The following is a 25,018-nucleotide window of genomic DNA, read 5'->3' as shown; positions in this document are numbered from 1 at the left end:
TATGCTCCGCCCGCTCAGTAACCGAGCGGCGGCATTGGCTCGCCGGCCGGTTCTGCGGTGCGCATTTCGTCCGTGTCGTCGGTCTGCAACTCCTGGAACGCACGCCAGGTCAGCACCAGAAGGAAACAGAAGAAGGAAAAGGAAATGACGATTGCCGTCAGGATCAGCGCCTGCGGCAGCGGGTTTGCGGTGCCAGCCGGCAGGGCGTCCATGCCGGCCGGGATGATCGGCGGCACTTCGCGCGTCAGCCTGCCCGCCGTAAACAGCAGGAGGTTTACGGCATTGCCGAGGATGGCGATGCCGAGCAGCATGCGGATGCTGTGGCGCGACAGCATGAGATAGATCGCCACCGAAAAGAAGATGCCGACGAGAATGGAGAAGACCGCTTCCATCAGTCGCTTTCCCTTTCTTCCAGCGCAAGCGCAATGGAGGTGATGGCGCCGACCACGACGAGGTAAACACCGATATCGAAGGACATGACGGTGGAAAGCGGCACCTCGACGCCGAACAGGCCGGGATAGACCCAGAGCCCGGTCATGAAGGGCACGCCGGCGGCAATCGAAATGAGGCCGGAGAGCATCGCCATCAGCAGCCCCGCGCCTGCGATCGACAGCGGGTGAAACACGATGGCCCGCCTGACCGCAGCGACACCATAAGCGATGCCATAGATCGCCAGCGCCGAAACCGCGATCAGCCCGCCGATGAAACCGCCACCCGGCTCGTTATGGCCGCGCAGCAGCACGAAGATCGAGAAGAGCACCATGAGGCTGGTGATGACGGGGGCGACGGTGCGCAGAATGAGCGTATTCATGCCCGCGCTCCCTTCTTCTTTACCGCCTTTGCCGGCCCCTTGACGGCGGCGGCCGGGCGGATGCGGATGAGCGCTAGGATGGCGAGACCGGTGATCATTACCACGGCGATTTCGCCCAGCGTATCCGTGCCGCGGAAATCAACGATGATGACGTTCACCACATTGGCGCCATGGGCGATGACCTTGGAATAGGTGTTGTAGAAGTCCGTCAGGCGGTTATCGAAGCTCGTTTGCGTCGCCCGCATCAGGAACAGGGCAAAGCCGGTGCCGCAGGCAATGGCGATGGTGCTGTCCAGCAGCTTCTGGCCAAACCCGCGATGGTCCGACGGCGACAGGCGAAGCCGCGTCATGACCAGCGTCAGAATGACCACCGACAGGGTCTCGACCATGAATTGCGTAAACGACAGATCAGGCGCGCCGAACAGCAGGAAAATCACCGCCACGGCAAAGCCCTGAATGCCGAGCGCGATGATGGCGGTCAACCGGCTCGACGCCGTCAGGACAGCGACAAGGCCTGCGACTGCGATGGCGATGAAGGTCAGCTCATGGATCTGCATATCGCGCGGCCACGAGGGCACCGCCGGAAGTTCACCATAAAGAAACAGCGGTGCAAGCAGCACGGCGGCGATGACGGCGAAGGTGGCGGTGACATAAAACTCCAGCCGGCCGGGCTGGATGATCCGTGTGACGTGGAAGGAGATTTTCACCAGCGCTTCGATGAAGACATCGAACCCCCTGTCCGGCCCTGCCCCCAACGCCTTGAACGTGCGGTCCATCAGGCTGCGGAGGGGAGCAAGCTGCGTATAGAGGACAATGCCGAGCGCAACGGTGAGCAGCGACAGGCCGAGCGGCACGCCGATATGGGGAATGAGCGAGATTTCCACCGGGCGCGGCTCGCCGGCAATGGCGCTTGCCATGGGCGTGGAGATGTAGAAATGCGCGATGCCCGAAAAGAGGGCGATGGTGAGCCCCTTCAGCGCCAGCAGCGCCGGGCCGAGCCAGAGCAGCAGCGGGCCTTCATGCGCGTGTTTCGGGGTTTTCACCGGCTTGCCGAGGAAGGGTTTCAGCGCCACGGCGAAGGCGACGGCGAACATCAGCCCGTTGCCGAGAATGGCGATGCCGGTAAACAGCACGGCGCGCGGATTGCCATGCGCCAGCGCGTAATAAATCTCTTCCTTGGCGAGAAAGCCGAAAAACGGCGGCAGGCCGGCCATGGAAATCGCGGCGGCCAGCGCCGCCGCAAAGGTGATGGGCATGGCCTTGCGCAAGCCGCCGAGCTTCGTGACGTCACGCGTGCCGGTCTCGTGGTCGATGATGCCGGCGACCATGAACAGGGCACCCTTGAACAGCGAATGCGCCACCAGATAAAGCACCGCGGCCTCGATGGCGTGGTCCGAACCGAAGCCGGTCAGCATCACCAGAAGGCCGAGCGACGATACGGTGGTATAAGCGAGCATCAGCTTCAGGTCGGTCTGGCGCACCGCCAGCAGCGCGCCGGTGAGCATGGTCAGCCCGCCGAAGAAGGGCAGCAGGATCTGCCATGCGGCGGTATCGCCAAGCACCGGATTGAGGCGCATCAGCAGATAGACGCCGGCCTTCACCATGGTTGCCGAATGCAGATAGGCCGAAACCGGCGTCGGTGCTTCCATGGCGTTTGGCAGCCAGAAATGGAAGGGAAACTGCGCCGATTTGGTGAAGGCGCCACCGAGGACCAGCAGCAGCGCGGCCAGGTAAAACGGGCTGTCGCGCAATATATCGCCGCCGCGCACCAGCATCGACAGTTGCGTCATGCCGCTCATGTCCCAGATGAAGATCAGCCCGGCAAGCAGCAGCAGGCCGCCGCCACCCGTCACCACCAGCGCCTGCAAGGCGGCGCGGCGCGAGGCGGCACGCTCGTGATCGAAGCCGATCAGCAGGAAAGAGGTGATGGAGGTCAGTTCCCAGAAAACGAACAGCATCAGCAGGCTGTCGGAGACCACGACGCCCAGCATCGCCCCCATGAACAGCAGCAGGAAGGACAGGAACCGGCCCTGCTGCGGATGTCCCTTCATATAACCGCCGGCGTAAAGCACGATCAGCAGGCCGATGCCGGTGATCAGCAGCGCGAAGGTGAGCGACAGGCCATCGATGAACCAGGAGAAGCTGAGATTGAAGCTCGGCACCCAGGCATAACCGCCGGTCACGATCCCGCCCGCCGCGATGCCAGGCAGCATCAGCGCGAAATGGACAAAGGCAAGCCCCGGCGCAAGCGCCAGCAGCCAGGCGGCATTGTGCCCCAACCTCTTCACCAGCGCCGGCGCGGCGAGCGCCGCCATAAACGGCAAAAACAGCGACAGGAATGTCAGCTGCGTGACATCTGATGTCATTCACATCTCCCGGGGTGTCCCCCACACATCTGCCTGGGGTGTCCCCAACCCCGCGCGCCAATGACTGGCGTTCTCTTTTTCAAATCGAATTTTCAGTTAAGGCATAGGCAACATCATCTCAACCCAAATCGACTCCCGATCCGCAGCATAACGGACTCGTTATTGAGATGTGTCCTCTTTCAATCCGTAACGGCGATGACTATTTCTGGCAGGAACAGAAAGGATCATTCCATGAGCGATCTGACACCCCCCAAAGTCAACAAGAGCGATGCCGACTGGCGTGAGCAGCTGACCCCGGAGCAATATCGCATCCTGCGCGAGCACGGCACCGAGCGCGCCTTTACCGGACCCTACTGGGACAGTTTCGAAAAGGGCCTCTATCGCTGCGCGGCCTGCGACGAGCCGCTGTTCCTCTCCGACACGAAATTCGATGCGGGCTGCGGCTGGCCGAGCTATTTCGAGCCGGTGAAGCCGGGTGCGGTGACGGAACATCGTGACGCGAGCTACGGCATGGTGCGCACCGAAATCCGCTGTGCCAATTGCGGCGGCCATCTCGGCCACGTCTTCCCCGACGGCCCGAAGCCGACCGGCCTGCGTTACTGCATCAACGGCCATTCAATGGTGTTCGAGCCGGTTTAAGACGGGTTTAGCCCCCCCTCAATTGGCCGCGTGTGGCAAAACGATGCCGCCTGTTTCTTCCCCCCGGCGGGGAGAGGAACTGTGCGGCACTCGCCCGATTCATGGGTGGCCTTCAGCGCCATGCACGTCAGGTCCAGCCACCGCTCGAACTTGGTGCCGAACCTCCGAAAATCTCCCGACGCCCCTGAAACCGAAGCTTTCTTGCGGGCGAATGGAAGCGATGTTTTCCGCCTCGATGGCGACGACCGGCACATGCACCTCATTGGCGGCGGCATGGTCGACAAGCGCCGGCATCGGCCGTCTGCCGGTGCCGTGGCATTGTCCGGCGTCTGTGGCGAGCCTCGAAACCGGCTTCAGGATGTCAGCGGAACCAGGCTGAACGCGGTGACCACGGCGAAATAATGAACGGCGGCGGCGGCGACGACGAAAGCGTGCCAGATGGCGTTCTGGAAACGCAGCTTTTCCCAGACGTGGAAAATCACGCCAAGCGAATAGATGATGCCGCCGGCGACGATCAGCCAGAGCGTGAGGGGGGCGAGGTGAGACGACAAGGGCTCGACCACCATGATGCCGCTCCAGCCCATGGCGAGATAAAGGCCGATGGCCACCCGGTCGTAGCGGCCGGGAAACAGGCATTTGAGGAGGATGCCGCAGAGGGCGGCGAGCCAGATCAACCCCAGCATGGTGGCGATCAGCGGATCGTTTATGCCACGCATCAGAAAGGGGGTATAGGTGGCGGCAATGAGGATGAAGATCGCCGAATGATCCAGCCGGCGCAGGAACCATTTCACCTTGGAGTGCGGCCAGATATTGTAGGTGAAGGACACGGAAAGACAGGCGACCAGACCGAGACCGTAGATCCATGCGGCCGCAATCGCGCTCAGCGTCCCCCAGGCGGTCGCGTAAAAAATCAGCGCCGTGGCGCCGACCAGCGCAAAAACGATGCCAACGCCATGGACGATGCCATCGGCGACGATCTCGTGAAAATCATACTGGCGCCCGAACCGCCATAAATCACTCATAGTCCAATCCTGTCTGCGTGCTTTCACCAAAGCATGGAGACAATATTAGACAGGAACAAGACAGCGGCCGGTTAACGGCGATCAAATTGCGTTCGATGCTGTTGCGAAAGGAGAGGTGGCGTTTTGTTTGAGCCAACGAACGCCTTTGGAGCGAGCGGTTGCCGTCTGCTTCTTCTCCCCGGCGGGGAGAAGAAACTCGCGGCGACCTCGCGGCCCTTTTCAGTCGCGTATCACAAAGCCGCAGCGCATTCCTGACAGAACGGCGTATAGGGCACGGCCTTCAACCGATCGTCGGAAATCCTCTTGCCGCATTTGACACAGATGCCGAAGGTGCCCTCGGCGATGCGGTCGAGCGCGGCGTCGATGGCGCGCAGCTCGTCCTGCCCCACCTGCCCCATCTCGTCCAGCACCTCGTCATTGTTGCGCTCAGTGGCGCGGTCCTCGTCGTCGGGATTGCGCGGCTGTTCAAAATCGGCCTCGATCCGGTGCAGGCGGCGATAAAGCTCACGCTGGCGGTCGCGCAGGATTTTCTCATAGCTTTCGACATTCATGGTCTTTCCTCCAGCCGGTGCGGGCGGGCATTCGCCCGCAACCCTTTTGTGACCGCCCTTTACCGGTCGATCAGCACCGAGCACTTGGCGTGGCGCACCACGCGGTCGGCGGTGGCGCCGATGAAATAATTGGTAAAGTCCGGCGTATGCGACGCGATGATGATCAGATCGGCCTTGTGTTCCTCCGCCGCCGCGATGATCTCGCGCGCCGGCGCGCCGCTTCTGATTTCCTGGCTGCCGTTAAAGCCGCTCTTTGCCTTCAATTCCGCAAGTTTCGCCTTGGCGTCCTTGATGGCGTTTTCGATGAGGTCGACGGGCAGGTCGATCGCCATGTAGCCGGGCAATTCCTCAACAACATTGATGAGGACGATCTCGCCGTTGGGGTCCAGCAGCGTCTTGGCCTTTTCAAGGATCTTTTCCCCCTTGTCGGTGGCGCTGAGGTCTACCGGTACGATGATCTTCTTGTACATGGCTGTCTCCTTTGGCGTTATCCGCCGTTCGCGTATCAGGCTAAACCCATATTTCCCCGCCGCAGCGGCCTTCGCCTTGATCGAAGTCAAGGCCGCGTCGGTCCCGCCGCAGGGCGTTGTCAACAAATAGTGGACGGTCAATCGCCAGACGACGATCTTTGCTGAACGACGAAATCCGCCCATATTCACGACAGACAAACGCCGCGAAGCGGCGTCGGCCGATGCCGGCGACCGCCGATCCGCTTTCCGGCGCGTCATATTCAATATGGAGATTATGATGAGTGAAATCAAACAATTCGCCCTGACGCGACCGGCCTATGTCGGCCAGGCGCATCTCATCGTTCACGATCTGCCGCGCGTTTCGGATTTCTACCAGAAGATCATCGGCCTTTCGGTCCTTGAAAAGAGCCAGAGCGGCGAGGTTCTGGGCGTGAATGGCCAGCCGCTCCTGACGCTTTCCACCTCCAACACGGCGGAACGCGCGCCGCGCAATGCCGCCGGCCTGTTCCACACCGCCTTCCTGCTGCCGAGCCGTGATGATCTGGCGCAATGGCTGGCCCATGCCGCCCATAACAACGTGCAGTTTCAGGGCGCATCCGATCATCTGGTCAGCGAGGCGATCTACCTTGCCGACCCCGAAGGCAACGGCATCGAGGTCTATCGCGACCGGCAGCCATCGGAATGGACCTACCAGCCGGATGGCACGGTGGAGATGGCCACACTCGGCCTCAACCTTCAGGCGCTTTACGACAGCGCGCCGAAGACGGCCTTTACCGGTGCGGCGGAAGGAACGGCCATCGGCCATATCCATCTGCAGGTCGGCAATATTCCGCAGGCGGATGAATTTTATCAGGATGTGCTGGGCCTGAAGATCATGGCGCGTTATCCGGGCGCGAGCTTCTTCGGCTCCGGCGCCTATCACCACCATGTGGCCGCCAATATCTGGAACAGCCGGGGTGCCGCCGCCCGCAAGGACAATATGACCGGCCTTTCCGGTTATTCGCTGAAATTCAATGAGCCCGAAGCGCTAGACAGGGCGGTTGCCGCACTCGACCGGCTGGAAATCGCCACCGAACGGCAGGCTGACGGCATTGCCCTGAAAGATCCGTGGGGCATCGGGCTAAAGCTTTCCGCATAAACGCAAAAAGGGGCGGCAGAAATTTGTGCCGCCCCGGAACCGCCATATTTTTCGAACGTTTGTCACCTTATTGGGGGACCGCTCGATGAATGAAAATGCCAGACCGGACAAGACCGGCACTTTGAACCACAATGGCGCCGGCACCGCAGCCGCTCCGGCATCAAAAGGCGATCCGCTGGAGCCGCCTGCGTCCGGTTCCCACCGCGACGATGCCCGCAGCCAGCAGCCGCTTGGCCGCGAAGCCCTGGATGTGGTTGTCGCCTGGTCGGTGATCGGCATCTTCCTCATCATGCTGATGGCCGTCATCCACGAATTGTCGCTCATCCTCATCCCGGTGGTGATGGCGATCGTTGTGGGCATGATCCTCGGCATCGCCGCCGAAAAACTCGGCTCCTACGGCATTCCCGGTTTCGGCGTCGCGCTCATTCTTTCAAGCCTCGTGGCGGCGGTGATGTTTTTCGTCATCAATTCGCTCACCGAGCCGCTCTCGCTCCTCGCTTCGGAAGGCCCGGCGCTGGTGGAGCGCAGCATCGACCGCTTCCTGCCCTATCTGCAAAGTCTCAGATGGCTGAATATTTCGGCGGCCAGTTTCAGCATGGGGTCGATGTCGATGGAATCGCTGATTTCCCGCAGCGGCGAGATCATCTCGCTGCTCGGCTCCAACGTCACCCCTGCGGTCATTCAGGGCCTGATCTTCCTCGCAGCCCTGCTGATGTTTCTCTATAGCCGGCTGCGGCTGCGCAAGGCGATCATCATGGCCTTCCCGGCCCGCCATCAGCGGCTCAGAACCATCCGCATCATCGGTTCGGTGGAAGAGGTGCTCGGGACCTATTTCGCCACGGCGGCGCTGATCTATGCCGGGCTCGGCGTGACGATGGTGGTGATCGCCTATTTCGGCGGGCTGGCCATGCCGCTCCTGTGGGGGCTCTTCGCCTTCCTCTCCAGTTTCGTGCCGTTTCTCGGCATCACCGCCATGACGATAGCGCTGACGGTGGCGGGCATCATCACCCATGACAACATCATTCTGGCTCTTCTGCCGGCGGCGATCTTCTTCACCATTCACCTGCTGATGGAAAACCTCGCCTTCCCGGCTGTCGTGGGCCGCAACATGGAAATCAACCCGTTCCTCGTCTTCGTGATGATCATCTTCTGGACGTGGATGTGGGGGGCGGCCGGCGCCATGCTGGCCCTGCCGCTGTCGCTGATCGCCATGACGGCGACACGGGAACTGTTTCCGTCGCGCCGGGTCACGCCCAAACTGCCGGATTAAACACCGGCTTTCCGGCAGGAAATGCGACAAACAGGGAATTGGAGTGTTTTCGTGACTTGAAGGAAGGCGAAACCGCTCCGGGGGGTGGGCTTTCGGGAGGTTGTCCGTTGACGGCAGCGCGTGGAGCTTACCCCCCTCTGCCCTGCCGGGCATCTCCCCCTCAAGGGGGGAGATCGACAAGCGGTTGGGTTTCGCCCATCACGACAGTTGCGAATGGAGCAATGGTAGGGCCTCCTGCCGATCTCCCCCCTTGAGGGGGAGATGCCCGGCAGGGCAGAGGGGGGTAAACCCCACGCGCCACCATCAACGGACAACCTCCCTAAAGCCAGCCCCCGGCTGCTCAGGAAGCGAGCGGCAGTCCCTGCACCTTCCCCTGCGCGCTCACCATGCGGCGCTCGTGCTCGATCAGCCATTTCTTCCGCCACAGGCCTCCACCATAGCCGGTGAGGCTGCCATCCGCACCCAGCACCCGATGGCAGGGAACGACGATGGCGATCTGGTTGGCACCATTGGCGCGGGCGACCGCACGCACGGCCGACGGTCGTTCCATGGCGGTTGCGAGGGAGGAGTAGCTGACGATCTCTCCCGCCGGGATTTCCCGCAGGTTGCGCCAGACATCGCGTTCGAAAGGCGTGCCGTGACCGGCAAGCCGGGTTTCGAATATGGCCGAACTGCCGGCGAAATAGGCGGCAAGTTCCGCCGCGATCTGGCCGGTCACCGCCGTCCTGCCCAGCACCATGTCGGCGCCCGTGCGGGCCTTCAGCCGTTTCAACTCGGCCGGGAGCGCCGGCCGGTCGGCAAATTCGAGGAGATGCAGGGCATGGTCATCGGCAACGGCCAGCATCGGCCCGATCGGCGTGTCGATCCAGTCGCCCCTCAGGAAGCCCCTGCCCTTCATGGCGGCGGGCGAGGCTCCGAAGAACTGGTTGATGGCGGCGCGGAAGCCGCTGCCGGATTCGTAACCGGCATCGATCTGCGCACCGATCACCGCTTCGCCGGAGGCAAGGCCCGTGACCGCATCACCCAGCCGCCGCAGCCGGGCGATTTCCAGAAAGCTCATGCCAAAACGACGCTTGAAGCTGCGGCGCACGGTGGAGGGATCATGGCCGAGCGCCACCACATCCTCCTCTCGCCAGCGGCGCGCCGGCTCGTTTTCCAGCGCCGTCAGAAGCGAAGAGACGGTCTCGTCGGCGGTGCCGTAGGACAACATCGGCTTGCAGCGCTTGCAGGGACGGAAACCGGCCTCCAGGCATTCGGCAATGGTTTCGCGGAACCGGCAGTTTTCGATCTTCGGTTTTCTGGCCGTGCAGGTGAAGCGGCAGAAAATCTTGGTCGAGGTCACGCAGACATAGGCCACGCCTTCATAGGCGGGGTCCTTGTTCACAAGGGCGGAATATAACGTTTCGGTGTCGGGGCGTTTGAACAGCATCATGGGAGGATGCTAGCCCAATTTTTTGTTCCGCGCCGCCGAAAAACAGGCATGGATGTGGGGATGCCGCCGGTTCTTTTCGCCCGCGTCGCTTCAGGACCGAGCGAGTACGGCATATTTCTTCTCCCCGAGGGGGGAGAAGAAATGGGCGGCAACCTTGCGGGTCAGTTCCCCGGCGGCGCGAAGGATGGGTCGTCCAGCCGGGCGAAGATGACGCCGCGCGCCTTCAGCGCCAGAAGGCCTTTCACCACGCCTTCGCCCGCCTCATGGGTGGGCTGGTTGATGTGGGAGATGATGACGTCGCCATCTTTTGCCGAGGCGATGTGTTTTGCCGTCATCGCCGCCCCCAGCAGCGAGCCGCCATCGCCATTGACGGAATAACCGGCCACCCGCATGCCGAGCCGGTTGATGGTGGCCATGGAGGATCTGGTGTATTTGGCCGTCGCACCACGGAACCATTGCGGCTGGAGACCGGTGGCGGCAACGATCGCCTGGCGGCCGCCCTCCACTTCCTGCTCGACCGCCGCTTCAGAGCCGGCGGCGGCGATGCCGTAGATGGAAACCGGCCTGTCCACCGCCGGTACATGGTTTTCGCCGTGGTTTTCAATCTCGAACAGGTCCGGATGCGCCATGAGCACGGCGAGCGCTTCGCCATTGTGTTTCAGCCAGCGGGCGGTAACGAAGATCGTTGCCGGAATGCGCTCCTTCACCAGCGTATCGAGAATGCGGTGATCGGTCTTGCCCATGCAGGCATCCAGCGTCATCGCCACCCGCACCTTGCCGTCATGCTGCGGCGTCATCTTCAGCGTCGGCTCGACAAGGCCGGTGCCCGCGAACGCGGCGGATGAAGCAGAGACTAACAGGGCGGCAATGAAGAGGCGACGCAGCATTTTTGGCTTTCCGAAGTGTAAGGACGTGGCAATCCGCCCGCAAAGCGCCCGAATTATGGCGCGCTTTCCAGCCCGGAAAGTGCCTCCAGCACCTCTTCCACCCGCTGGCGTTCCGCGCTGGTGAGCGGCAGGATCGGCCGGGGCGGTTCGCACGCCGTCAGTTGCAGGATGTTGGCGGCGGCGTAAACCACGCGGATGCTGCCGAATTCCTTGAACAGCGCCCAGAGCGGCTGGAAGGCCGCATCGATCCTCTTTGCCTCTTCCGCATTCTTGGCCTGAGCCGCCCGCATCAATTGCAGGGCCGGAACCGGCAGCAGGCCGGCAACCACGCTGTACCAGGTGTCGCCGCCGGCAAGCGTGGCCTCGGCGCAGCCCCAGTCACCGCTGTAACCGATGGCGAAATCATCTGTCAGCTTCGGTCTCAGCCGCGCAAGCTCACCCGCATAATCGGAATCGGCCGGCAGCGGCATCTTTATGGCGCGGATATTGGGGATATAGGCAAGCCGCACCAGAAGCTCGTCGCTGAAGGTAAAGCGGGTTGTCGTCGGGTTGTTGTAGATGGCAAGCGGCAGGGCCGTCGCGCCGGCCACGGCGGCGAAATGGTGATAGGCCTCTTCCTGCGTCAGCGGCGTGTAGGAGACGGGTGCGAGCAGCAGCGCATCGGCGCCGGCCGCTTCCGCATCCTTCGCCAGCGCCACCGCCTCATCGGTGCGCAATGCGCCGACGCCGGCCATCAATATGCGCTTGCCCCTGAGGATCGCCGCTGCCGCCTCGATGGCGCGGCGTCTTTCTTCCCGCGTGAGATACATGTAGATGCCGGTGCTGCCGAGAATGCCGACGGAATCGACATCCGCCACATCCAGCCGCTCGATCAGCGCGGAAAAGGCCTGCGTGTCCACCCGCCCGGCCTCATCGGCCGGCGTGATCGGAAAAGCCGAAAGTCCCTTGAATCGTGTCGCCATGCCCGTCTCCCTCGCTTTGATCGGCAGGCAGGGTTACAGAGCCGGTGGCGGAGCGGCAAGAAAAGCGGCGGCTAAACCCCTGCCGACAACCGAAAAAATCCTTGCTTAGTCATAAAGATACAACTTCTTCCACTGCTCCTCGGGAATCCGGTCGCCAACGCGGTAATCGAAGGACTGGATGCTGAGGCTGTCGCTCTTCAGCTGGCACTTGTATTTGAGCTTGTACCATTCGCCGGAACTTCTGAAGACCGCGCCCGGCGCCTTGATGGAGTTCTTGCCAACTTCCGGATCGCCGAAGGTATAGGCGATGACCTTGTCCGGCCGCATGCCCTTCTGCTCCGTCGCTATCCTCTCCATCGCCTCGATATCGCAGCGCTGTTCCAGACGCTCTTCGGGGGCGAGCGCATTCAGCTGCCGCATGACGCTGGCGTCGATCGCGAAAGCGGGGGTAAAGGCCTGCAAGCCGAGGAAAAAGGCAGAAAGGGCAGCGGGAAGAAGCTTTCGCATGGGATCCTGTCAGTTTTTTCGTTTGTTCTTGGTGATTGCGGCAGGCCGGGCGACCTGAGCGCATCATCGCTGATTTGCCGGATATTGCCAAAATGTGATCGAAAGCTGACGAAATTGTGCCCGAGCTGCATTCCGCCTGTGGAGATTTGAAACTTGATCGGCCGCAAGGCCCGCTCTACATCTTGGTGCCGCCCAAGAATTTTTACAGGAAAGCGAGTTTCCCTTGCCGATTTTCAAGAACCTGCCCGCCGCCCCGACCGCCGAAAAACGGCCTGTTCAGGATACGCATCACGGCATTACCCGCACCGACGACTACGCATGGTTCCGGGCCGATAACTGGCAGGCCATGTTCAAGGACACATCCATTCTCGACCCCGCGATCCGCGCCCATCTGGAGGCGGAAAACGCCTATATGGAAGCGGCGATGGGCGACACCGGCGCACTTCAGGAAAAGCTGTTTACGGAGATGAAGGGCCGCATCAAGCAGGATGATTCCTCCGTTCCGGTAAGGGACGGCCCCTATGCCTATGGCACGTTGTTCGTGACCGGCGGCGAGCAGCCGCATTATTTCCGCACACCGCGCGATGGCGGCGAAAAACACGTGCTTCTGAACGGCGACAAGGAGGCCGAAGGCAAGGATTATTTCCGCCTGTCCGGCCTCGACCAGTCTTCAGATCACAGCTACGGCATCTGGGGTTACGATGACAAGGGCTCGGAATATTTCACCCTGCGCATCCGCAACCTCGAAAACGGCGAGGACCTTGCCGACGTCGTGGAAAACACCGGCGGCGGCGGGGCCTGGGCGCCTGACGGCAAGAGCTTCTTCTATACGCTGCAGGACGAAAACCATCGCCCCTCCAAGGTTTTCCATCACATCATCGGCGAGCCGCAATCGTCCGACCGGCTGGTCTATGAGGAAAAGGACCCCGGCTTCTTCATGGGCGTCGGCGCGTCGGTTCTCGACGATTTCATCTTCATCGACATTCACGACCATGAAACCAGCGAATACCGCCTTCTCTCCACCAGCGACCTGACCGCCGAACCTGCCGTGGTGGCGGAGCGCGAGGAAGGCATCGAATATTCGATGTGCGAAGGCGGCGATGTCTTCTTCATCCTCACCAATGACGGCGATGCCAAGGATTTCCGTATCGTGGAAGCGTCGGTCACTGCGCCCGGCAAAGAGAACTGGAAAGAGATCGTCCCGCATGAGCCGGGCCGTCTCATTCTCTCCGTCGATGCCTATGCCCGCCACCTGGTCTGGCTGGAACGCCGCGACGGCCTGCCGCGCATCGTCATCCGCGATCGTCGCACGGGCGAGGAACATTCCATCGCCTTTGCCGAGGAGGCCTATTCGCTTGGCCTGCATGGCGCCGCGGAATATGACACCGATGTCATCCGCTTCTCCTATTCCTCGATGACGACGCCGAGCCAGCTGTTCGATTACGACATGGTGACGCGGGAGCGGACCCTTCTGAAGACGCAGGAAGTACCCTCGGGCCACAATCCTGATGATTACATCACGCGCCGCATCATGGCGCCCGCCCATGATGGCGAACTGGTGCCGGTCTCGCTGCTTTACCGCAAGGATGTGGCGCTTGACGGTTCCGCCCCCTGCCTGCTTTATGGTTATGGCGCTTACGGCATCACCATTCCCGCCTCCTTCTCCACCACCACACTGTCGCTCGCCGACCGTGGTTTCATCTATGCCATCGCCCATATTCGCGGCGGCAAGGACAAGGGCTTCGAATGGTACGAAACCGGCAAGATGGAAGACAAACAGAACACCTTCAAGGACTTCATCGCCGCTGCCGATCATCTGGTTCAGGAGGGTTTCACCTCCTATGACCGCATCATCGCAGAAGGCGGCTCGGCCGGCGGCATGCTGATGGGGGCCGTCGCCAATATGGCGCCGGAAAAATTCGCCGGCATCATCGCCGCCGTTCCCTTCGTGGACGTGCTGACCACCATGCTGGACGACACCCTGCCGCTGACCCCGCCGGAATGGCCCGAATGGGGCAATCCGCTGGAATCGGCGGAGGAATATGGCTGGATCGCTGCCTATAGTCCCTATGACAATGTCGGTGCGAAGCCTTACCCGCCGATTCTGGCGCTATCCGGCCTGACCGACCCGCGGGTGACCTATTGGGAGCCGACCAAATGGGTGGCGAAGCTGCGCGAAAAGACGACGGGAGAAGCGCCGATTCTGCTCAAGACCAACATGGCGGCAGGCCATGGCGGCAAGTCCGGCCGTTTCCAGCGGCTGGAAGAAATCGCCTTCGAATATGCCTTCGCGCTGAAGGTGGCTGGCAAGGACGCCGTTTGACATCCTGACCGTGGAACGGGCGGCGACAGAGCCGCCGCCCGCACCGAAACAGCATAAAAATACCTTCGCAAAACCTCTTTTCGAATATTTTTTCCACAAAATCGCGACTTTATTTTTTCCTTGAATCCCAACTTGACTGCAGCAGGATTTTTATTTCATCTTACTGAAATTTATAATATATTTCTGTAAAATCAGAATATATTTCATGTATTACATCAAATGAGAAAACGTTCCAAAAATCGAACGCATGGCTGCGATGCGCCATTTCGCGTTGCAATATCACTTTTTGGCCGTATTATGCCGGTCATTGACATATTCATGCGCCTTTTCGCCGCTCTTCTTGCGGCAATTCCGTAGCGTGTTCTGCGGATATTCTTCTTGCCGGGATTTTTCGGCTTTTCCATGCGCCATGTCAGTTCGCCCTTGGCAATCCGGGCTTTGCAGTGCTCCCGCTTTGCCAACTGAAAACACTGCATCAGACTTGGGGGTCTTACACCATGAAGAAACTCCTGGCCTCGACCATTCTCGTAACGGGCTTTACCATCGCTGCCGGTGCAGCACATTCCGCCAATGCCGCCGAAGCGTGCGGCAGCATCTCCATCGCCGAAATGAACTGGGCATCCGCCGGTGTCGCGGCTTACGTCGACAAGTTCATCATGGAAAACGGCTATGACTGCACGGTCAACGTCGTCAGCGGCGATACCATGCCGACCTTCGCCTCCATGAACGAAAAGGGCCAGCCGGACATGGCGCCCGAATTGTGGGTGAATGCCGTGCGCGAGCCGCTCGATGCCGCCGTCAAGGACGGCCGCATGATCGAGGCATCGAAAATTCTTTCCGAAGGCGGTATCGAAGGCTGGTGGATCCCGAAATTCATCGCCGATGAACACCCCGACATCAAGACCGTCGAGGATGCGCTGAAGCATCCCGAACTCTTCCCCGCCCCGGAGGACGCCAGCAAGGGCGCCGTGCACAATTGCCCCTCCGGCTGGAACTGCCAGGTGACAACCACCAATCTCTACAAGGCACGCGAAGGCGACAAAAAGGGCTTCACGCTGGTCGATACCGGCTCCGCCGCCGGCCTCGATGGCTCCATCGCCAATGCATTCGAAAAGAAGCAGGGCTGGCTCGGCTATTACTGGTCGCCCACCGCCATTCTCGGCAAATACGAGATGGTGAAGCTGGATGACGGCGTCGAACTCGACCGCGCCCATTTCGACGAATGCACCGCCAAGGTCGATTGCGCCGATCCCAAGGTCAACGCCTATCCGGTGGCCGATGTCTACACCGTCATCACCAAGGATTTCGAAGGCAAGGCCGGCGTGACGATGGACTACATCAAGGCCCGCAACTGGGACAACAAGGTGGTCGCCGAAATCCTCGCCTGGATGGATGAGAACCAGGGCACCAACGAGGATGGCGCGGAATATTTCCTCGAAAACCACGAGGACATCTGGACGAAGTGGGTTCCGGCCGAGGTGGCGGAGAAGATCAAGGCTTCGATGTGATTGGTTGATGGGGGAGTCGGCGCAAGCCGCTTACCCCCCTCTGCCCTGCCGGGCATCTCCCCCACAAGGAGGGAGATCGGCTGGGCGCGCTTTCACCGCTTCATCCTCAACCATCAAGATGGGTGAGACTTTGCCGCAGGTCGATCTCCCCCCTTGTGGGGGAGATGTCCGGCAGGACAGAGGGGGGTGCCCGCGCACTCCAACCTCCCCCCATCCCCAAAACCCAAAGGGAAAACAACAATAATGGCCCTCTGCAATTACCTGCCGGACCTGCTCTGCAAGTTCCCGGCCATCGACAACTCCACGATGCGTGTGGCACGCAAGACCATCGATGACGGGTTTCGCGACATCGTGCGCAATTACGGCGATGCGATCGATGTCGTCGTGCATCCGCTGCAACTGTTCCTCAATTCCTCGGAGCGGCTGTTCATCCAGACGCCGTGGATCATCACCATGCTGGTCATTCTCGCCATCGTGCATCTGGCCGGGCGCAGCATCAAGATCACCGGCGGCACCGCCATTTCCCTGCTGATGATCGGCGCGGTCGGCCTCTGGCGAGACGCCATGACGACACTGTCCATCGTCGCCATCGCCACCCTGATCGCCATCGTCATCGGCCTGCCGCTCGGCATCCTGATGGGTCGTTCCGAACGCCTGCAACGCCTCATCAATCCCGTGCTCGACGTGATGCAGACCCTGCCCAGCTTCGTTTATCTCATCCCCGTGGTGGTGATTTTCGGCATCGGCAAGGTTCCGGGCCTGATCGCAGTGGTGATCTATGCCATTCCGCCCGTCATTCGCCTGACCAGCCTCGGCATTCGCCTGGTTGATCGCGAAGTGCTGGAAGCGGCCGATGCCTTCGGCTCCTCCAATGGCCAGAAGCTATTCAACGTGCAGCTGCCGCTGGCACTGCCCACCATCATGACCGGCATCAACCAGACCATCATGATGGCGCTCGCCATGGTCGTCGTCGCCTCCATGGTCGGTGTCGGCGGGCTCGGCAAGAACGTGCTGCAGGCCATCAACAACCAGTTCTTCACGGTGGGCTTCCTGAACGGTTTCGCTCTGGTCGCCATCGCCATCATGTTCGACCGGGCGAGCCAGGCTTTTGGCAAGCGCCTGCAGAAGTACCGCGAGGTCTCCCATGGCTAAAAGCATCGAAATCAAGAATCTTTACAAGATCTTCGGCAAGCATCCCGAGAAATATCTCGAAGCGGTGCGGTCGGGCATGGACAAGGCCGAGCTGAACGACAAACACAACCACGTTCTCGGCCTCAACAACATCAACATCACCATGCCGGGCGGCAAGATCACCGTCGTCATGGGTCTTTCCGGCTCCGGCAAGTCGACGCTCATCCGCCACATCAACCGGCTGATCGACCCGACAGCGGGTGAGGTTCTTTATGACGGCGAGGATATCTGCGGCATGAGCACCTCGGCACTCAGGCAATTCCGCCGCCACAAGACGGCGATGGTGTTCCAGAAATTCGGCCTCTTGCCACACCGCACGGTGCTGGAAAACAGCGTCTACGGCCTCGACATCCAGGGCGTGCCGCGCAGCAAGAGCGAGGAAAAGGGCCGTTACTGGCTGGAGCGCGTCGGCCTTGCCGGTTACGAGGATTATTATCCGAACCAGCTTTCCGGCGGCATGCAGCAACGTGTGGGCCTTGCCCGGGCGCTTGCCAATGACGCCGATATCCTCCTGATGGATGAAGCCTATTCGGCGCTCGATCCGCTGATCCGTGTCGACATGCAGACCATGCTGCTCGATCTGCAGCAGGAGCTGAAGAAGACCGTTGTCTTCATCACCCACGATCTGGACGAGGCTTTGCGGCTGGGCGACCATATCGCCATTCTGAAGGACGGCGAAGTGGTGCAGCAGGGCGACGGCCAGAGCATCATTCTCTCCCCTGCCGATGGCTACGTCACCGACTTCGTGCGCGACGTCAATCGCGGCCGCGTGCTGCAGGCCACCACCGTCATGGAGCCGCTGGACAGCAAACCGCAGGGCATGTCCGTGCCGGAAAGCGCGACGCTGGAGACCATTGCCCGCGATATGTCGGAAGCCAACGAGACACAGGCGCATGTGGTGGATGAGGACGGCAAAGCTGTCGGCTCGATCGGCCTCGATACGCTGGTGGCGGCGATGGTGACACCAGCGCCGCAGGAGGTTGAGGCGGAGGCGGAAGCGGCGGAGAAGCCGGAGAAGCTCCAGGAAACGGTTATGCCGGTGGAGAAGGAAACGGCGTAATCCGGCACCGGACGGATTGGCCGCGTCCGCGAGATTTCCTCTTTCCGTCATACCGGCCTTGAGCCGGTATCCAGCCAGCCCAAGTCCTTGGGCTGAAAGGACTCTCTCGCCGCGCAGACGCGCGTCGGCTGGATTCCGGCTCAAGGCCGGAATGACGGGAGTGAGGTATTCACGGCGCCAGAAATTTAAACCGGACTGCAATGCCGCGAGGGACAAAGCTGGCAATCACCTCCTGCCCCGTCTTCACTATGCAAAAACGAAGCACTACTTCGTCGGCTGTCAACCCTCGACAGTCGCTGCAACGCAGCAAGCGCAAGTTTCAGACAAGTCGCCGCCGTTAACCCTTCGTTAACTTTTGAACGCGGAATCACCGACATGCAGATCGAAAGCAATATCGGCGGATACAATTATCAGGGACGTATCCGCGAGATCGAAAAAGCCGGCAGCACGCAAAGCGCGCCGGAGGAGCAGGCCGTCAAACGCGGCCCCGGCAACCCGACCGTTTCCAGCACCATTCTTTCGCATTCGCTGGCCAACGTATTGTGGGCCGTGGGCAATGGCAGCGCGCCGGCCTATCAGGATACGCCCGCAGTGGCTTCCGCCGAGGACAAGGCGGAAGCACAGGCCGAGTGGGTGCGCAGCGCCTATTCCGAATACGAATAGGCGATTCTTCTCAGGCCCTTGCCGGGCTGACCTCCACCGTCACATGCGACAGTTCATGTATGGCTGCAAGTTTCCGCTTGTAGAAATCAGGTGCCTTCGGTGCCTGCGACTGGATCGCCACGATGGCCGCATGGTGCCCCGGCCCCACCTGCCAGACATGCAGGTCGGTGATGCGATCTTCTTCCGTCTCGACGCTTTCACGGATTTCCTGCGGCAGATATTCCGTCTGCGGCACGGCATCGAGCAGGGTTGCCGCCGTGGAGCGCACCAGCCCCCATGACCAGCGGGCGATGACCAGACCGCCGACAATGCCCATCAGCGGGTCGAGGAAGAACCAGCCGTTCCATTTGCCGAGCAGCAGCGCGACGATGGCGAGAACCGAGGTCAGCGCATCCGCCAGCACATGCAGATAGGCGGCACGCAGATTATTGTCCCTGCCGCCCTTTGCCGCGCCATGGTCGCCATGGTGCGCGTGGCTGCCGTGATCGTGATGGGCATGCGAGCCGTGTCCATGCCCGTGGTCATGATGATGGTCATCCTTCAAAAGCAGGGCGCTGACGAGATTGACGGCAAGGCCGATGACGGCGACGAGGATCGCCTGGTTGAAGTCGATCTCGACCGGGCTGACGAGGCGCATGGCGCTTTCGACGGCGATCAGCAGCGCCACCACCGCCAGTACGATGGCGCTGGCAAAACCTGCGAGATCACCGAACTTGCCGGTGCCGAAAGTGAAGCGCGGGTTGCGCGCCTCACGCCGGGCATAAAGATAGGCCAGCGCCGAAATCAGCATCGCGCCCGCATGGGTGGACATGTGCCATCCGTCCGCTGTCAGTGCCATGGAGCCGAACCAGTGGCCGGCGACAATCTCGGCCACCATCATCACGGTGGTCAGCGCAATCACCATCCACACGCGCTTTTCATTGCGCTCATGGTTCTGGCCGAGAAAAACATGGTCGTGGCCGGTCGTGGCAGGGAATTCGGATGTCGTCGTCATGTCGCTAATCCTGTTCGATCTTCAAGCTAGTCGTTCCACGCATGGCTTTTCCCAAAGTCGCGGACACTTTTTTGGGGGGGCGTGCTAGCGGATGTAAGTCTTCAGCACCTGGGCCAGTTCTTCCGCTGCCCGCGCCCGCTCGTCTTCATTTTCGGCATGCACCACATGTTCGTGCAGATGCTCCTGCATCACCTCCCCCGTCAGGCCGGAAAGCGCGCCGCGCACCGAAGCCAGCAATTGCAGCACCTCGCCGCAGGGCTTGGCATCATCAAGCGCACGCTCCACTGCCTCCATCTGCCCTTTCAGGCGGCGGATGCGGGCGAGCAGCTTTTCCTTGTTGCGGATCGTATGGGACATGAGCACCTCATATAGTATAGGGGGGTATACTATATGAGGACGATTTTGCCTTCAAGCCCCGCAAGACGCAATCTTCGCGAATGTTTCGGTTCCTAAAACTACCCATCAGAACTCAGGGGGACTCAGTCATGACGACTATTGCAGCAACCACCAGCAGCTATTACGGCACTTCGGTCCGTGGCCTCGAACCGGCAAAAAGCAGGGAAATCCACTCCACCACAGAGACCCTGCTGGAGCTGACCCGGGCGGCGCACCGCGCCATTTCCAGCGCCGAGAGCGTCGCACCGGCCGTTGCGCCGGCCGCCGCCAGCATTTCCGCCGGTCTTGCCGCCGCACTGTGGAACCTCGATAGCGGTGCCACCTCCATCAGGCCTGCCCTTCAAATGACTGCCTCCGCTCGGCCCGAAGCCGCATCCACCATCGAGAATGAGGTTCTCAAGGCGCTGGCTGAGGCTCTGGGTGTGGAAGACGCCGCCTGAGGCCCATTGAACAGCGGGCGAAAACACCATATCTCTAGAGACTAGAGCATCGGATGATGAGCGGCGGAACCATTCCGCCCCTCTGCCGCGTCCGGGATATGGAGAAAGCCATGCTGTCCATCGGTGAATTGTCGAAACGCACCGGCGTGAAGGTGCCGACGATCCGTTATTACGAGCAGATGGGCCTCATCCGCGAAGCCGATCGTTCCGATGGCAACCAGCGCCGTTATGAAAAGTCCGACCTCGAAAGGCTGGCCTTCATCCGCCACGCGCGCGATCTCGGGCTGAATATCGAGGCCATCCGTGAGCTGATCGCGCTTAGCCAGCACCGGCAGATGCCGTGCGAGGGCGCGGATCGCATCGCCGCCGAACATCTGGCCGATGTGCGCGAAAAAATCGCCAAGCTCAGGAAACTGGAACACGAGCTGGAACGCATCGTCGCCCATTGCGATGGCCATTCCATCGAGGATTGTTACGTCATCCGCGCGCTTTCCGACCATGGCATGTGCGGCGGCGAACACTAGGGCCAACCCGGAACAGGGCTGACATTCCACTGTCATCCGCGCCCTGTATGCGCTCTCTCCTGCTTGAAGAAGGGATGCCGGATGGCCGAAATATTTCCCGAAATCACCCCGTTCGAGACTGTTTTTCTCGAGGTTTCAGAAGGCCACCGGCTGCATGTGACGATTACCGGCAATCCGGCGGGGCGGCCGGCGATCCTGCTGCATGGCGGCCCCGGTTCGGGGCTTTCGGCGACGGCCAGACGCTATTTCGATCCCGCCCATTACCGCATCATCCAGTTCGACCAGCGCGGCTGTGGCAAAAGCACGCCGAATGCTAGCGAGAGCCTTGCGCACAACACCACACACCACCTGATCGACGACATGGAGGCTATCCGCTGCGCGCTTTCGGTGGATGACTGGCTGGTTTACGGCAGCTCCTGGGGCGCCACGCTCGCACTGGCCTATGCCCAGCGCCACCCGGAGCGGGTGCGCGCGATGGTGCTGGCCGGCGTCACCACCACGCGGCAAAAGGAGATCGACTGGCTTTACAAGGGGCTGGCGATGTTTCTGCCGCAACAATGGCAGCGTTTCATCGCGGCTATCCCGGATCATCTGCCGAAGGAAGATCCCGTCGGCGCGTATCTGCAGCTTTTAAACGATCCTGACCCGGCCATCCGCCAGATGGCGGCGCTTGAGTGGCATTTGTGGGAGGCGGGCTCGATCAGTGCGGAGGCCAGCTCGGCCTTTCCGGAAAAATGGCGCGACGGCGATTATATCCTGACCCGTGCCCGTCTCTGCGCCCATTATTTCCACCATGCGGCCTGGCTGGAAGACGGCGTGCTTTTGCGCAATGCCGGCCTGCTTGCCGGCATTCCCGGCGTGCTCATCCAGGGCATGCGCGACCTGCAGGGACCGCCCGTCACCGCTTACGACCTTGCCGCCGCATGGCCGGGAAGCGAGTTGATTGCCATAGGTGGAGCCGGGCATTCCACCGGTGATACCGGGATGGAAGATGCGATTGTTTCAGCAATCGCACGATTTGCAAATTGAAGCCGCTTGACAGATTAAGGATTCGGGCGCATTGCATTCGCCATGATCAACGAACGCGCACCCATCTCCTGCTCGTACTTTTGGGCCTACCTTTAAGGGCGGCTCGACAGATCATATTGTCAACAAGCCGCCGTCAGGCGGCTTTGTTGTTTTCAAACGTCCTGACGGCACAGATAAGACCAAAGGACCGAAAAAATGACCGAAGATAGCTCCCTTACACTGGAAAGACCGCCCGTCGTCATCATTCGCGGCGCCCGCAAGACGGATTTGCCCGAGCTTAACGAGATGATCACGCTGCTTGCCTCCTACCATGGCGATGCGGCGGCGATCACGCCGGCCAAGCTTGAGCGCGACCTGTTCGGCCCCCTGCCCTGGGTGCATGGTCTTGTTGCCGAAGCCGATGGCGCGCTGATCGGCTACGCGCTGCTTCTGCCGCTCTACAGGGCGCAGGAAGGCCGGCGCGGGCTTGAGCTGCACCATCTCTTCGTGCGTGACGGCCATCGCGGCCACGGCACGGGCCAGCATCTGGTTTCCCGCGCCCGCGATATCGCCAAGCGGCTGGGTTGCGACTATCTTTCCGTCAGCGCCACGACCGGCAATGTGGCGGCACATCGTTTCTACGAAAACATGGATTTCGCGCCGCGTCCGGTTACCGGCATGCGCTACATGCAGTCCATCGCCTGATCAAAACCGACGGAGACGGCCATGACACGGATCGCCATTGCGCTGGCGCAGGATTTTGCGGACTGGGAACCGGCGCTGCTTGCGGCGGCGGCACGCAGCTATCTCGGCGTCGAGATCGTTCATGCCACCCCGGACGGGCGGCCGGTAACGTCGATGGGCGGGCTGAATGTAACGCCCGAAACCTCCTATGACGCGCTTGATCCTGATAACATCGATGCGCTCGTCATTCCCGGCGGCCTCAGCTGGGAAAAGGGCACGGCGGCCGATCTTGGCGGGCTGGTGCAGCGCTTTCGCGAAAAGGACCGGCTGGTTGCCGGTATCTGTGCGGCGGCAAGCGCGCTGGCCGGCACGGGTATCCTGAACCATGTCGCCCATACCGGCAATTCGCTCGCCTCGCACAAGGCCTATCCGACCTATCGTGGCGACGGTCTTTATCGCGACCAGCCGAAGGCGGTCAGCGATGGCGGCGTCATCACGGCCGCCGGCAGCGCACCGGTGAGCTTCGCGGTGGAAATTCTGAAAACCCTCGGCCTCTTTGGTCCGGAAGCCGAGGCGGAACTTGGAATTTTCGCGGCGGAGCATCGGTAAGGCGCAGAGCCTTATTCCGCCCTCTCTCCGTCATACCGGCCCTGAGCCGGTATCCAGCCAGCCCAAGTCCTTGGGCTGAAAAGACTTCTCCCGCCGCGCAGACGCGCGTCGGCTGGATGCCGGATCAAGTCCGGCATGACGGTCAAGGAGAAGACGCCTCTCGCAAATCATCCTGCGCTATTCTCGATCAAGCACCCGGCACACACGCGCCGCAAACTCCGGTCCCTCGCCGGCAATCGCGCGGCGGATATCGCGGCTGTTCAAATGCAGGCTGCGGCCGGCGGGCAAGTTTGAGCGTCTTATCTTGGCGAGTGCCGCAGCGGCAAAGGCAGCCTCGTGGTCGTAAAAATAGGCAAGCGCCGCATCACGATCAGGGCTTGGGCCCAGAGCGGCCTTGAAGGCAAGGCGGTGCACGGCGCAGAAAGCGCCGTGACCTGGAACGGCAAAACGCAGCGCATCGAGTTCGTCACTCCACTCCGCTGCGTCCTGCATGCATTTACGCCGACTGGAAGCGTTTCAGGAAAAACGCGCTCAATGTACCAAGCAGCGCCCAGAAAACGAAGCTGGTGATGGTGGCGGCAACGATGAACTGCCGTTCAAGCGGCAGCGGCGCCAGCGCATGTTCGCCTTCCGGCGGCAGCGGTGCGCCCACCACATGCGGTGCGACGATCAGCACGAGAGCCAGAACGATGGCCCAGGGTTCGCGGCGAAACGCGATCAGCGCAATGCCGCCCGCGGTTGCGGCAACCGTCGAGAGCCACCAGATCTGCCGTACCTCAAGTGCTGCGGCCGGGCTTCCCGGCAATTCCGGCGGCAGGCCGATCATCGGTGCGAGCATGACGGCGGCAAAACCGGCAACGCCCCACAGAAGACCTTCGCGCCAGCCGGCATCGGTGCCGCGCAGCGAGATAAGACCGGTCAGAACAAGCGCGTAACCGATGGCCGTCAGCACATTGGCGGCAACGGTATAGGCCGTGCGCTCGAAGCCATCGGCCGGAGCCCAGGCCTCGTCATTATACTCATGGGCGGGAACCGCAGCGCCGGGTGCTACCGCATCATGGCTGTGGGCCGCTTCGCCGCCGGCGCTTTCAAAGGTTTCCGCCTGAAGGATGAGCGGCGTGGTGCCGAAAGCCTGCATGGCCGAGACGGCCAAACCGCCGACGATGCCGACCAGAACGGCGGTAAAGACGATATTGCGAAAAAATGACATGCCGTTTCCCCTCAATGGCAGGGGAAGGCATTGGCATGACGCGTGTCATGCGCAGCATTGTGAACGGCTTCCACATGCGAAAAGCCGACAAAACCGACTACGAACAGGCCCAGCACGATCGCCGTCAGCGATTGCGCGAAGCTGCCCGTTTTTGCTGAAACGGCAGCATTGGCCGTATTCTGCTGGATGGACATGGTGACCCCTCTCCCGGCGCGACCCCGCGCCATAAGACGCGGCCGAACGGCAAAAAACCGCGCAGCCGCATACGATACACTTCACCACGGGGATACGAGACTGAAACAGGGGTATCGAACCGACGACCCTGACATTCCGCTCTTCCGGACACCCCGCCG

At 61.3% G+C, this 25,018-nt stretch carries 28 protein-coding genes and 1 pseudogene; 13 read left to right on the top strand and 16 right to left on the bottom strand.

The window, feature by feature from the left end:
- Nucleotides 1–14: 14 nt before the first annotated feature.
- Genes N434_RS09935 through N434_RS09925 form a run of 3 tightly spaced genes read right to left on the bottom strand, consistent with a single transcriptional unit; the run spans nucleotide 15 to nucleotide 3,177 of the window.
- Entirely contained in the window at nucleotides 15–392 is a 378-nt protein-coding gene (locus N434_RS09935; RefSeq protein ID WP_065115159.1) for a Na+/H+ antiporter subunit C, read from the bottom strand.
- Entirely contained in the window at nucleotides 392–811 is a 420-nt protein-coding gene (locus tag N434_RS09930; protein ID WP_110757468.1) for a Na+/H+ antiporter subunit B, read from the bottom strand. Before N434_RS09930 ends, N434_RS09935 begins: the two co-directional genes overlap by 1 nt.
- On the bottom strand, nucleotides 808–3,177 hold the full coding sequence (locus tag N434_RS09925) for a putative monovalent cation/H+ antiporter subunit A (RefSeq protein WP_110757467.1): 2,370 nt from the start codon (nucleotides 3,175–3,177) through the stop codon (nucleotides 808–810). The genes N434_RS09930 and N434_RS09925 overlap by 4 nt, the downstream gene beginning before the upstream one ends.
- A 231-nt stretch (nucleotides 3,178–3,408) precedes the next feature.
- On the opposite strand from N434_RS09925, the gene msrB reads away from it, so the two are divergent.
- Complete coding sequence (gene msrB / locus N434_RS09920; protein WP_065115156.1) at nucleotides 3,409–3,816, top strand: peptide-methionine (R)-S-oxide reductase MsrB; 408 nt, start codon at nucleotides 3,409–3,411, stop codon at nucleotides 3,814–3,816.
- 110 nt (nucleotides 3,817–3,926) lie between these two features.
- Here the strand turns inward: msrB and N434_RS09915 are convergent.
- From N434_RS09915 to N434_RS09900, 4 genes and pseudogenes are all read right to left on the bottom strand, one after another.
- A pseudogene (locus tag N434_RS09915) lies at nucleotides 3,927–4,131 on the bottom strand (GNAT family N-acetyltransferase); the annotation flags it as partial.
- A gap of 38 nt (nucleotides 4,132–4,169) precedes the next feature.
- Nucleotides 4,170–4,838: a PAQR family membrane homeostasis protein TrhA gene (trhA, locus tag N434_RS09910; protein WP_065115155.1), complete on the bottom strand. Its 669-nt coding sequence runs from the start codon at nucleotides 4,836–4,838 to the stop codon at nucleotides 4,170–4,172.
- Between the two features lie 230 nt (nucleotides 4,839–5,068).
- Nucleotides 5,069–5,389: a TraR/DksA family transcriptional regulator gene (locus tag N434_RS09905; protein ID WP_065115154.1), complete on the bottom strand. Its 321-nt coding sequence runs from the start codon at nucleotides 5,387–5,389 to the stop codon at nucleotides 5,069–5,071.
- Between the two features lie 59 nt (nucleotides 5,390–5,448).
- Nucleotides 5,449–5,859, bottom strand: a complete 411-nt coding sequence (locus N434_RS09900) for a universal stress protein (protein WP_110757466.1) — start codon at nucleotides 5,857–5,859, stop codon at nucleotides 5,449–5,451.
- Nucleotides 5,860–6,136: 277 nt separating this feature from the next.
- Between N434_RS09900 and N434_RS09890 the strand changes: the two genes are divergently transcribed.
- Both N434_RS09890 and N434_RS09885 read left to right on the top strand, forming a co-directional pair.
- Nucleotides 6,137–6,997: a VOC family protein gene (locus N434_RS09890; protein ID WP_110757464.1), complete on the top strand. Its 861-nt coding sequence runs from the start codon at nucleotides 6,137–6,139 to the stop codon at nucleotides 6,995–6,997.
- 85 nt (nucleotides 6,998–7,082) lie between these two features.
- Nucleotides 7,083–8,267 carry an AI-2E family transporter gene (locus N434_RS09885; RefSeq protein ID WP_065115151.1) on the top strand — a complete coding sequence of 395 codons (1,185 nt, stop codon included), beginning with the start codon at nucleotides 7,083–7,085 and terminating at the stop codon, nucleotides 8,265–8,267.
- 340 nt (nucleotides 8,268–8,607) lie between these two features.
- Here N434_RS09885 and N434_RS09880 read toward each other — a convergent pair whose 3' ends face one another.
- From N434_RS09880 to N434_RS09865, 4 genes are all read right to left on the bottom strand, one after another.
- Nucleotides 8,608–9,699, bottom strand: a complete 1,092-nt coding sequence (locus N434_RS09880; protein ID WP_110757462.1) for a bifunctional transcriptional activator/DNA repair enzyme AdaA — start codon at nucleotides 9,697–9,699, stop codon at nucleotides 8,608–8,610.
- 161 nt (nucleotides 9,700–9,860) lie between these two features.
- Nucleotides 9,861–10,586 carry a polysaccharide deacetylase family protein gene (locus N434_RS09875; RefSeq protein ID WP_110757460.1) on the bottom strand — a complete coding sequence of 242 codons (726 nt, stop codon included), beginning with the start codon at nucleotides 10,584–10,586 and terminating at the stop codon, nucleotides 9,861–9,863.
- Between the two features lie 53 nt (nucleotides 10,587–10,639).
- Entirely contained in the window at nucleotides 10,640–11,548 is a 909-nt protein-coding gene (locus tag N434_RS09870) for a dihydrodipicolinate synthase family protein (RefSeq protein ID WP_110757458.1), read from the bottom strand.
- Between the two features lie 105 nt (nucleotides 11,549–11,653).
- A complete protein-coding gene (locus N434_RS09865) occupies nucleotides 11,654–12,055 on the bottom strand; it encodes a DUF930 domain-containing protein (RefSeq protein ID WP_003494410.1) in 402 nt (133 codons plus the stop codon).
- Between the two features lie 223 nt (nucleotides 12,056–12,278).
- On the opposite strand from N434_RS09865, the gene N434_RS09860 reads away from it, so the two are divergent.
- The 5 genes from N434_RS09860 (at nucleotide 12,279) to N434_RS09835 (ending at nucleotide 18,800) form a co-directional block, all read left to right on the top strand.
- On the top strand, nucleotides 12,279–14,378 hold the full coding sequence (locus N434_RS09860) for a S9 family peptidase (RefSeq protein ID WP_110757455.1): 2,100 nt from the start codon (nucleotides 12,279–12,281) through the stop codon (nucleotides 14,376–14,378).
- 497 nt (nucleotides 14,379–14,875) lie between these two features.
- The gene (locus tag N434_RS09850; protein WP_110757453.1) at nucleotides 14,876–15,886 is read left to right on the top strand and encodes an ABC transporter substrate-binding protein; all 1,011 of its coding nucleotides are present in this window, start codon (nucleotides 14,876–14,878) and stop codon (nucleotides 15,884–15,886) included.
- Nucleotides 15,887–16,129: 243 nt separating this feature from the next.
- A complete protein-coding gene (locus tag N434_RS09845) occupies nucleotides 16,130–17,038 on the top strand; it encodes an ABC transporter permease (RefSeq protein ID WP_110757451.1) in 909 nt (302 codons plus the stop codon).
- Nucleotides 17,031–18,137 carry a quaternary amine ABC transporter ATP-binding protein gene (locus N434_RS09840; protein ID WP_110757449.1) on the top strand — a complete coding sequence of 369 codons (1,107 nt, stop codon included), beginning with the start codon at nucleotides 17,031–17,033 and terminating at the stop codon, nucleotides 18,135–18,137. Before N434_RS09845 ends, N434_RS09840 begins: the two co-directional genes overlap by 8 nt.
- 375 nt (nucleotides 18,138–18,512) lie before the next feature.
- On the top strand, nucleotides 18,513–18,800 hold the full coding sequence (locus N434_RS09835; RefSeq protein WP_065115143.1) for a hypothetical protein: 288 nt from the start codon (nucleotides 18,513–18,515) through the stop codon (nucleotides 18,798–18,800).
- 10 nt (nucleotides 18,801–18,810) lie between these two features.
- Here the strand turns inward: N434_RS09835 and dmeF are convergent, their stop codons facing one another.
- Complete coding sequence (gene dmeF, locus N434_RS09830) at nucleotides 18,811–19,794, bottom strand: CDF family Co(II)/Ni(II) efflux transporter DmeF (RefSeq protein WP_110757446.1); 984 nt, start codon at nucleotides 19,792–19,794, stop codon at nucleotides 18,811–18,813.
- An 84-nt stretch (nucleotides 19,795–19,878) separates the two neighbouring features.
- Nucleotides 19,879–20,151: a Ni(II)/Co(II)-sensing transcriptional repressor DmeR gene (dmeR, locus tag N434_RS09825; protein WP_003509296.1), complete on the bottom strand. Its 273-nt coding sequence runs from the start codon at nucleotides 20,149–20,151 to the stop codon at nucleotides 19,879–19,881.
- Nucleotides 20,152–20,279: 128 nt separating this feature from the next.
- On the opposite strand from dmeR, the gene N434_RS09820 reads away from it, so the two are divergent.
- From N434_RS09820 to N434_RS09800, 5 genes are all read left to right on the top strand, one after another.
- Nucleotides 20,280–20,630, top strand: coding sequence for a hypothetical protein (locus N434_RS09820; RefSeq protein ID WP_110757444.1), 351 nt, complete (start codon nucleotides 20,280–20,282; stop codon nucleotides 20,628–20,630).
- A 110-nt stretch (nucleotides 20,631–20,740) separates the two neighbouring features.
- Complete coding sequence (locus N434_RS09815) at nucleotides 20,741–21,154, top strand: MerR family transcriptional regulator (RefSeq protein ID WP_065116155.1); 414 nt, start codon at nucleotides 20,741–20,743, stop codon at nucleotides 21,152–21,154.
- Between the two features lie 81 nt (nucleotides 21,155–21,235).
- The gene (pip, locus tag N434_RS09810; RefSeq protein WP_110757442.1) at nucleotides 21,236–22,183 is read left to right on the top strand and encodes a prolyl aminopeptidase; all 948 of its coding nucleotides are present in this window, start codon (nucleotides 21,236–21,238) and stop codon (nucleotides 22,181–22,183) included.
- 195 nt (nucleotides 22,184–22,378) lie between these two features.
- A complete protein-coding gene (locus N434_RS09805) occupies nucleotides 22,379–22,867 on the top strand; it encodes a GNAT family N-acetyltransferase (protein WP_003509304.1) in 489 nt (162 codons plus the stop codon).
- 21 nt (nucleotides 22,868–22,888) lie between these two features.
- Entirely contained in the window at nucleotides 22,889–23,455 is a 567-nt protein-coding gene (locus tag N434_RS09800) for a type 1 glutamine amidotransferase family protein (RefSeq protein ID WP_110757440.1), read from the top strand.
- Nucleotides 23,456–23,632: 177 nt separating this feature from the next.
- On the opposite strand, the gene N434_RS09795 is transcribed toward N434_RS09800, so the two are convergent.
- From N434_RS09795 to N434_RS09785, 3 genes are read right to left on the bottom strand one after another with little or no spacing between them, the layout of a single operon-like run.
- Complete coding sequence (locus tag N434_RS09795; protein ID WP_110757438.1) at nucleotides 23,633–23,947, bottom strand: hypothetical protein; 315 nt, start codon at nucleotides 23,945–23,947, stop codon at nucleotides 23,633–23,635.
- Between the two features lie 4 nt (nucleotides 23,948–23,951).
- Nucleotides 23,952–24,665 (bottom strand): CbtA family protein, encoded by a 714-nt coding sequence (locus N434_RS09790; RefSeq protein WP_110757437.1) that lies wholly within the window; start codon nucleotides 24,663–24,665, stop codon nucleotides 23,952–23,954.
- A gap of 11 nt (nucleotides 24,666–24,676) precedes the next feature.
- Nucleotides 24,677–24,859 (bottom strand): CbtB domain-containing protein, encoded by a 183-nt coding sequence (locus N434_RS09785; RefSeq protein ID WP_046798597.1) that lies wholly within the window; start codon nucleotides 24,857–24,859, stop codon nucleotides 24,677–24,679.
- Nucleotides 24,860–25,018: the final 159 nt, after the last annotated feature.

It is taken from the genome of Rhizobium sp. UGM030330-04 (assembly GCF_003208455.1).
In the GTDB taxonomy this organism is placed as follows: Bacteria; Pseudomonadota; Alphaproteobacteria; order Rhizobiales; family Rhizobiaceae; genus Agrobacterium; species Agrobacterium rhizogenes_A.
The sequence above is the reverse complement of the archived record's forward strand: the minus strand, read 5'-3'. Positions and strand labels throughout refer to the sequence as shown.